3 protein-coding genes and 1 pseudogene are annotated in these 9246 nt (G+C 57.4%); 1 reads left to right on the top strand and 3 read right to left on the bottom strand.

Annotation, left to right across the window (positions count from 1 at the left end):
- Nucleotides 1–184, top strand: a pseudogene (locus ACODR6_RS31910) (hypothetical protein); the annotation flags it as partial.
- Nucleotides 185–247: 63 nt separating this feature from the next.
- Here ACODR6_RS31910 and ACODR6_RS31905 read toward each other — a convergent pair.
- The 3 genes from ACODR6_RS31905 to ACODR6_RS31895 all read right to left on the bottom strand — a co-directional run bounded on the left by ACODR6_RS31905 (nucleotide 248) and on the right by ACODR6_RS31895 (nucleotide 8955).
- A complete protein-coding gene (locus tag ACODR6_RS31905; protein ID WP_489026569.1) occupies nucleotides 248–5290 on the bottom strand; it encodes a M10 family metallopeptidase C-terminal domain-containing protein in 5043 nt (1680 codons plus the stop codon).
- A 72-nt stretch (nucleotides 5291–5362) separates the two neighbouring features.
- Nucleotides 5363–6814 carry an HlyD family type I secretion periplasmic adaptor subunit gene (locus ACODR6_RS31900; protein ID WP_489026567.1) on the bottom strand — a complete coding sequence of 484 codons (1452 nt, stop codon included), beginning with the start codon at nucleotides 6812–6814 and terminating at the stop codon, nucleotides 5363–5365.
- Entirely contained in the window at nucleotides 6811–8955 is a 2145-nt protein-coding gene (locus tag ACODR6_RS31895) for a type I secretion system permease/ATPase (RefSeq protein ID WP_489026565.1), read from the bottom strand. The genes ACODR6_RS31900 and ACODR6_RS31895 overlap by 4 nt, the downstream gene beginning before the upstream one ends.
- Nucleotides 8956–9246 lie beyond the last annotated feature (291 nt).

The following is a 9246-nucleotide window of genomic DNA, read 5'->3' as shown; positions in this document are numbered from 1 at the left end:
CGCCAGCGTCAGAAGCTCAAGCTGCCTGACCTGTGGCCTTCACCGGAGGCTTACGATAGACCTGCGCCATCGCCTCGATTGGCTATTTGATCACGGCTACCAGGGCGCAATTGGCATGGAGTATCGGCCGCTGACGGCGGATGCGGCGGCAGTGACGACGACATTGAAAATGCTTAAAGGCTAACGCCAGCGCGTCTGACGCTTGGCGAGAGCCGATCGTTAGCTGGCCTTGGTGATCAGTCCGAAGTCAGGCAAACTGAAAATTGGTCGACTGCAGGCTTGAAGTCAGCACGTCCTTCAGCGTGATCGTATTGCTCGCATCGGCGGTAATCACGGTATCATTGCCGGACTGATTGGAGCTGGCAAGGAGTGCTGCCCAATCTGCGAAAACGCTGTGATCGATCTTGATCGTGTCATGGATAGTGCCAATTGCCGTAAAATCCGTGATCGTGTCGTGCCCCCAGTTCGGCAGATAGACGAAGATATCCGCGCCCTCTCCGCCGGTCAGAATATCATCACCGACCCCACCCGTTAGAATGTCGTTACCAGCCCCGCCCATCAGCCTATCCAGACCATCACCGCCATTCAGCGTGTCACTGCCGGAGCCACCGGTAATGACATTGTCGAGCGCATTGCCGATACCCTTGAAAGTGGCACTGCCGGTGTAAGTGAGGTTCTCGACATTGGCTCCAAGCGTGTAGCTTGCAAGCCACGTCTTGACTGTGTCCGTGCCTTCGTTCGCATTTTCGGTGACTACATCGGAGGTAGAGTCAACGACGTAGATGTCGTCACCGATCCCGCCCAGCATCGTATCGACACCTGCACCGCCTATCAGTGTGTCGTTGCCGGAACCCCCGACCAGCCGATCAGCACCTGCTCCACCAGTCAGGATATTGTCGAGCTCGTTACCGGTGCCCTTGAAGGCATATTTACCCGTATAGGTCAGATTCTCCACGTGGTCGCCGAGCGTGTAGCTGGTCAGCGAAGTCTTGATCGTATCAGTTCCCTCGCCTGCATTTTCGATTACGGTGTCGGTCGCGATATCGACCATATATATATCATCCCCGGCCCCGCCTGACATGATATCGGCCCCTGTACCGCCGTTCAGCGTATCATTTCCAAGACCGCCGGTGAGAGTGTCCGCCGCCGCTCCGCCTGTCAGAATGTTGTCCAGCTCGTTGCCGGTGCCGGTAAAGCCAAGCTTGCCCGTATAGGTCAGATTCTCGACATTGGCTCCCAGCGCATAGCTGGCCAGTGCGGTCTTCACGGTGTCGACACCTGCAGCGGCAAGCTCGGTGACTGTATCACCATCGGAGTCAATCAAATAGATGTCGTCCCCAGCGCCACCGATCAGCGTGTCGGCGCCAACTCCGCCGTTCAACGTATCGTTGCCGGATCCGCCAGTGATCGTATTGTCGATGGCATTGCCTGTCCCCGAAAAATTGCCCATACCGGTGTAAACGAGGCGTTCCACGTTGGTGGCGAGTGTCAGCGCAGCAAGCGTCGTCTTTATCGTGTCGTCACCGGCACCCACGGCTTCGATCACTAGATCCTTGGCGTTGTCGACGATATAAGTATCGTCTCCGATCCCGCCGATCAGCGTATCGGCACCAGCCCCGCCATCGAGTGTGTCATCACCGCTGCCGCCGGCCAGCCTGTCGGCCGCCGCGCCGCCCTTGATCACGTTATCGAGGTCATTGCCGGTGCCCGTAAAGGCGGCACCGCGGGTGGAAATCAGGTTCTCGACATTGCCCCCCAGCGTATAGGAAGCCAGATTGGTCTGCACGGTGTCGATACCTTCACCAAGTTCCTCGACGACAATGTCGCCGGCACCGATGATATAGGTATCGTTGCCGGCTCCTCCCCGCAACGTATCGATTCCCGTGCCGCCGGTCATCACGTTGTCCAGTTCGTTGCCTGTGCCGTCAAAGCGCACGGTGCCGATATTGACAAGATTCTCGATATTGGCGCCAAGCATGTAGCTCGTCAGGCTCGTCCGCACCATGTCGGTGCCTTCGTCAGGATTTTCGAGAACATTATCGGCAGCATTATCGACGATATAAGTATCGTCTCCCGTTCCGCCCGACATCGAGTCCGCCCCGGCACCTCCATTCAGCGTGTCACTGCCGCCATCGCCGAAAAGCGTGTCATCGCCGGCTCCGCCGGTGATGACATTGTCGAGCACGTTTCCTACGCCGGCAAAGCCAATACTTCCGGTATAAGTCAAGCTCTCAATATTCGCGGAAAGAGTGTAGGTGGCAAGTCCGGTCTTGATAAGGTCGATACCCGCGTTAGAAGCCTCTTCGACAACGTCGCCAAGGCTATCGACGATATAGATGTCATTGCCGCCGCCGCCGATCAGGCGATCATCGCCGGCTTTGCCATCAAGCGTGTCAGCACCTGATCCACCCGTTATGATGTTTGCTGCATCGTTGCCCGTACCAGCGAACGCCACCGTCCCTGTGTAGGTCAGATTTTCAAGGTTGGTGCCGAGCATGTAGCTCGAGAGAGCTGTCTTGACGGTATCGGTACCCTCACCCACGGCTTCGGTGACAATGTCAGTCGAGATATCGACGACATAGATATCATCTCCGTCACCGCCCAGCATTGTATCGGCACCCGCGCCGCCGATCAGCGTATCATTGCCGTGACCACCAAAGAGCTTATCTGCCCCGACGCCGCCGGTGAGAATGTTGTCAAGATCGTTGCCGGTACCCGCAAACACAGATTTGCCAACATAGGTGAGATTCTCAAGCTCGGCACCGAGCGTATAGCTGGCAAGCACCGTGCTGACTGTATCGATGCCCTCACCGCTTTCTTCTGTGACGATATCAGCAAGGTTATCGACGATATAGGTATCGTTGCCGGCGCCACCGATCAATGTATCAGCGCCCGCTCCGCCATTCAGTGTATCGTTGCCCGCGCCGCCGGTGATCGTGTTGGCGACGGCATTGCCGGTGCCCGAGAAATTGCCCGTGCCGGTGAAGGACAGATTCTCGATATTCGCCAAGGCAGCAAGCGAGTAGGCCGAAAGCGACGTCTGGATCTCATCGCTACCGGCTTTCGCTGCCTCGGTGACGACGTCCTTGACGTTGTCGACGATATAAGTGTCATCGCCCAGACCACCGATCAGTGTGTCAGCACCAGTACCACCATCAAGAATATCCTTACCGACGTTGCCGATGATGACATTTGCCAGGACGCTGCCGGTACCGGTAAAATTGCCGGTGCCGATAAATGTCAAGTTCTCGACATTGGCGAGGGCCGCCAGCGAATAGTTAAGCAGCGTCGTCTTGATCAGGTCGGTGCCGGCGTTCGCAATTTCGGTGACGGTATCGCCGACATCATCAATAACATACGTGTCATTGCCCAAGCCGCCGATCAATGTATCGGCACCGGCCCCGCCATCAAGAATGTCGGCGCCGGCTTCACCGGCAATGACGTTATTCAAGGCGTTGCCGGTACCCTTGAAGGCCAACCTGCCGGTATATGTCAGATTTTCGACGTTTGAACCGAGCACATAGCTCGCCAGAACAGTCTTGACAGTATCCGTTCCAGCGTAAGCAGCCTCGGTAACGATGTCGCCGACATTGTCGATGAGATACGTGTCGCTGCCTTCCCCGCCGACCAGCGTATCGGCGCTGATACCGCCGTCCAGCGTATCGTCACCGTCTCCGCCGATGATCGTGTTGACGAGCGTGTTGCCGGTGCCTGTGAAGGCGCCACTACCAGTATAGGTGAGGTTCTCGATATTCGCGCGCGTTGCAATCGAATAGACGGCAACGGAGGTGCGCAGCTCGTCCGTGCCAGCCTTGGCCGCTTCAAAAACCACGTCAGAAACGCTGTCGACAACATAGATGTCGTTGCCCAAGCCGCCGATCAGGGTGTCGGCGCCCTCCCCGCCATCAAGGATATCGTTACCCCTACCGCCAGTGATGACGTTTGCCAGAGCATTGCCCGTGCCGGCAAAATCCACCATGCCGGTAAAGGTCAGGTTCTCGACATAGCTGAAGCTCTCCAAGGAATATGTCTCAGCCGCCGTTTTGACCAGGTCAATGCCGGCATTCTCGTCTTCGTCGACGGCGTCCCCGATATCGGCGATATAGGTGTCATTGCCTAGGCCGCCGACGAGCCTGTCCGCACCCGTGCCGCCATCGAGCGTATCGTTGCCGGAACCGCCATAGAGTATGTCACTTCCTGCCCCGCCATAGAGCGCATCATTGCCGTCGCGCCCCTCGAGAACGTTGTCCGCGTCGTTGCCGACAACGGTGTCGTTGCCGGAGCCGGCGATCGCATTTTCAATCAGTGAAGCTGTATTGCCGTTGTAAAGCAGTGCGTTGAAGATGTTGCCGCGAGCGTAACCCTTGTTCGGCCCGCCCCCCAGATAGGCCAACTGGCCCTGCGAGAAGAATGAATACCCGCCAGGGCTGAGATCGATCCTGAGGCTTGTCTTGTAGGCACTCAGGTCATAGGTGTCGATCCCGCCGCCATCCCAGATGGTCGCAAAGATTCTGTTTGCCGCTGGTGTGATTGCCTCATCGCCATTGACATAGGTAATCCCCTTGCTCGGATCCCAGCTGTAGACTGTATCGTCACTGTTGACCGAATAATTCGCGCCATACATTTGCTGGAGGGCCGCGATATCCAGCATCATGAAGGTCTGGGGCGCGCCATTCTGCTCGTAGCTGTAGCCGTTCCCCTTGTCTCCGACGTAGGAACGGTACGTCATCGTCGTGTATTCGACGGAATCGTAGGCGCTCGGCACAATAGTCGGATTGCCTGCGTCGGCTTCATGGCCATGCTTCAAACCGAGCGCATGGCCAAGCTCATGCATCAACGTCTGGCCGGCGTAATTGCCGAATTCGGCGTTGCGGTAATCGCTTGCTGTTCTGGCATAAGCAGTCCCGAACCAAATGTCGCCGGACGCGACGTCGCTGCCGGGATAGTAAGTCCATGCCGTATCGGGAAGGGAAGACTGAGCAAAACGGATAGAGGCGGTGCTGGAATCTGCCGTCTGCACGAAGTTGGCATTAGTGAAACCCGCTACCGAAAAACCATCATTGGCCGCGTTGCCATCAGCTTGCACCAGAAAAAACCGAGCCATACTCTGTTGTTTCTCAGAGATCGCTGCAAACCTATGGTCTCGCTCGCCGCTATACTGATAGGCAGCGGCGTCCGTCGGAAATGCATAAGTGATCGTCCCATCCCACGCATAGCCGCTGAAAAGACCATCAACCTTCTGATTGGCTGTGAGGAATACCCGCTTAGTATAGCTGTAGACGCCTGTCATTGGATCGCCACCTGCCTATCCCACATTACCTTTTGCATCACACCGGCCATCAACATGGCTGTCGCATCACGACTATCTTTCCCGCATCGCCTGCTCGGCGACCTCAACCAAGGGCGAGAACACATACTCCAGAATCCGGCGCTCGCCGGTTCGAACCTCGGCCGTCGCAGCCATGCCTGCCGTTAGCTTGATGTCGCGGCCATCGGCTGCGATGCTGTCGGCCTCAAGGCTTAGCGTCACAGGAAACACCAGGTTCTGCATTCTCTCGGCGCCACCAAAGGCCGTATCGCCCTGCCGCGCCGCCGCATCGCCCTCGCGCCGCGCCGCATCCGGTTCAGGAATGGCATCCGTCGCGATTTTCGTGACACGCGCGGGGATTGTTCCATATCGAGTGAATGGGAAGGCATCGAGCTTGACCACAGCATCCTGGTCCACTTTGATGAACCCGATATCCTTGTTCAGGGCATACACTTCCAGTTCCAATGTGCTGCCTTCAGGCACGACCCGCATCACATCCTGACCGACGGTAACCACCTGCCCCACGCTGGTGATTGAGGATGCCTGTACCGTTCCATCGATCGGGCTACGAAGAGACATCTGCTCGTGCGAATTTTTCGCCTTTGCGAGGCGCTGCTCCAACTCCTCTACACGACGCTCGGCGTCGCCCAGCCGCTCCAGCTGGTCGCTCAGGAACGTACGCGTCATCTTTTCCTTTTCGCGCGCATAAACCTCGATGCCCGCCGCGGCATCCGCAAGCTGTCCTTCCTGAATGGCAAGTTGCGTTGCCTGCTCTTTCAGCGTCTCGGTGGCGTCAAGCACGCTCGCCATCGTACCGGCCTCCTTCGAGGCCAAAGAGTTGCGCATCATCACGCGCGCTCCCAGCGTTTCGACAAGCGAATTCTGCGCTGCAACCGTGACCGTCAGACGATCCCGCTCGACTTCCTTTTGATGTTGCTGAGCGTCGAGCGATGCCATTGTTGCCTGGTGCTGCTCGATATCACCAAGCAAGATACCTTCTTCACGGCGCCGTAACTCTACCGGCGTCCCGGCATCCCATGCGATTTCGGGCAATGGCCGTCCGCTTGTTCTCGATCCCAGATAATCCACCACTGTCTTCCGGCGCAGCACTTCGGCCCGCACAGATGCCAGCCCCTTCACCGCATCAGTCTCGTCGGCGACGGCATCGGTTGGGTCAAGTTCAAGAAGAATGTCACCCGCTCGGACATGAGCGCCGTTCGGTGGCGGCAATGCTTTGACCTTGCCGGTCAGGAGCGGCTGCACGACCTTGACGCGGCCCGTTGGCTGGATTTTGCCCTGCGCAGCCGCGATAATGTCGATATGCCCGAGATAAGACCAGATGAGTGCGGTCGACACGAAAGCGCAGATGATTATGATGAGAGCCATACGAACCGGTGACGGTGGGGTCTCCAGGATCTCAAGGGCGGGCGCCAGAAACTCATGATCAGATCGCTTTGCAGGGCGTGGCGGAAGCCCGGCATAGCGAGCGGAAATTGCGCTTCTCATGCGCCGGCTCCATCGTTCTGCAACGCCCAAAGCCGGGCATAGAGTCCATCTCGCTGTTTCACCAGATCGTCATGGCTGCCGCTCTCGACGATACGCCCGTCGGCCATACCGATGATCCGGTTGCAACGCCGCACGGTTGCCAGCCGGTGGGCAATAATGATGACCGTACGGCCCTGCGCAATACGGTGCATGTTCGTCTGCACAATGCGCTCGCTCTCGTAGTCGAGCGCGCTGGTCGCCTCATCAAAGATCAGGATCGGCGGATTGGTGGCAAGCGCCCGGGCGATGGCAATTCTCTGGCGCTCGCCGCCCGAGAGATTGGCGCCGCGCTCCTCGATCATGGTGTCATAGCCCTGCGGCAACCTGCTGATGAATTCGTCAGCACCAGCAAGCTTGGCAACCGCAATGACCTGCGCTCTCTGCATCGCGGGATTAGAGAGCGCAATGTTATCGTGGATCGTCCGGTTGAACAGCAGGTTCTCTTGCAGGACGACGCCTATATGGCTGCGCAACCAGGCGGGGTCGAGTTGAGAGAGATCGGCGCCATCAAGAAGCAGCTGCCCCTCTTCGGGGCTATAAAGGCGCTGAACAAGTTTGGTCAGCGTCGATTTTCCCGAACCCGAGGGGCCGACGATGCCGATAACCTCCCCGGCTTTGACCTCGAGCGAGACCTGCTTCAGCACATCCGGCGAACCGGGACGATAGCGGAAAGTCACGTTGCGAAGCTCGATATTGCCCTTCGGTGCCGGAAGAGCCATGCGGCTACCCGGTTGACGCTCGACAGGCGTGTTCAGAATATCGCCAAGGCGATCGACAGAGATCTGGACCTGCTGAAAATCCTGCCAGAGCTGTGATAACCGCAGCACCGGCTGCGTCACCTGCCCGGCAATCATATTGAAGGCCACGAGAGCCCCAACAGTAAGCTCGCCGTCGATCACGGCTTTGGCGCCAAAAAGCAGAAGGGCAGCCGTTGCCAGTTTGCTGACATATTGGATAGCATTCTGACCGCCAGCACCGAGCAATGTTGCATCGAACGCCGTCCTCACATAGGCGGCGAGCTTCTCTTCCCACTGGGCCTGCATGACAGGCTCGACCGCCGCCGCCTTGACGGTATGCACGCCGACCACTGCCTCGACGAGGAACTGCTGGCTTGCAGCGCCCCGATTGAATTTCTCCTTCACCAGCTCGCGAAGAGGTGGCCGCACCACGACCCCTATCAGGATATAAATTGGGATGGATGCGATGACGATCAGCGTCAGGCTCCAGGAATAGGCCAGGAGCACAGCGATGAAGACGAAGGTAAAGACAACGTCGAGCGCCGAAAAAAGCCCCTGCCCGGTCAGGAAGGTCCGGATCGTCTCAAGCTCGCGAACGCGCGCCACTGTCTGACCCGCAGACCGCGTCTCGAAATAGCCAAGCGGCAAGCGCAGCAAATGATGAAACAGTCTCTGGCCGAGCTCCACATCTATTCGGTTCGTCGTATGCGCGAGCGCATAGGTTCGCAAATATTGGAGAACGACGTCAAACAGGCCAATGATGGCAATGCCAGCCACCAGTACGAAAAGCGTCGAATAACCTTTATGCGTCAGGACCTTGTCGACAACGACCTGAAAAAACAGCGGTGTTACCAGCGCAAAAATCTGCACAAAGAGCGAGGCAAGTAGGACATGCCCGAGCGGCTTCCGGTAGCGCCAGATGGACGGGAAGAACCATTTGAATCCGAACTCGCGGGGATCAGATCCTTCACCACCGATGCGCCGCCCCACAAGAATAACGCGAGAGCCGATCTCAGCGAGGATGTCAGCCGGCGAAATCTCCCGATCGGCCCTCGTTACAGGATCGACAATCCGGTATTTCCCCGATGGGTTCACCCCACCAAGCACATGGAAAGCGCCTCGAACCTCGACGATTGCCGGAACAGGCATGCTGCGGAGTCGATGCTCAGTAAGCTTTTCGACAACACGCGCCTTGAGTCCGATAATCTTTGCTGCACGCTGAATATCGGAAGCCTGCACAGCGCGCCCCTTCAGCGCAAGATCATGCTGCAACTGCATGGGGTCAGCAGCGATCCGGTAAAACGCAGCGATCCCGCAGAGCGCACGAAGACCGGAGTCATGATGCTGCAAAACGATGCCATCCATTTGCTGAACAATTCCTCCGGCTGCAAATCTATTAGGCCCGAGTCGCACGCCCAGAGACCAATGCAGCTACCTGATGATGATTTATCTCACTCGGAGGTAGAGTGCTATGTGTATATTAGTGCTCACAATATTTCGCATTGGTCGTGACTGAGGAGCAACAATGTACCTAAAGTGGAATTTCGTCAGTTAGTAGAAAAATCAGTTGTGCATCGGGTTTAACTGGCAGCGGGCAGCGATGTCGTTTTTGACGAAGCCATTGACGGATCAGTTGAGCCGTGCGTTTCGGGAGGA

Source organism: Rhizobium sp. FG96, assembly GCF_057808655.1.
This window is presented reverse-complemented; position numbering and strand designations above follow the sequence as displayed.

Excerpts from the sequence above, each read along its gene's own strand:
- ACODR6_RS31905 (WP_489026569.1), bottom strand. The coding sequence starts at position 5,290 with ATGACAGGCGTCTACAGCTATACTAAGCGGGTATTCCTCACAGCCAAT.
- ACODR6_RS31900 (WP_489026567.1), bottom strand. The coding sequence starts at position 6,814 with ATGAGAAGCGCAATTTCCGCTCGCTATGCCGGGCTTCCGCCACGCCCT.
- ACODR6_RS31895 (WP_489026565.1), bottom strand. The coding sequence starts at position 8,955 with ATGGATGGCATCGTTTTGCAGCATCATGACTCCGGTCTTCGTGCGCTC.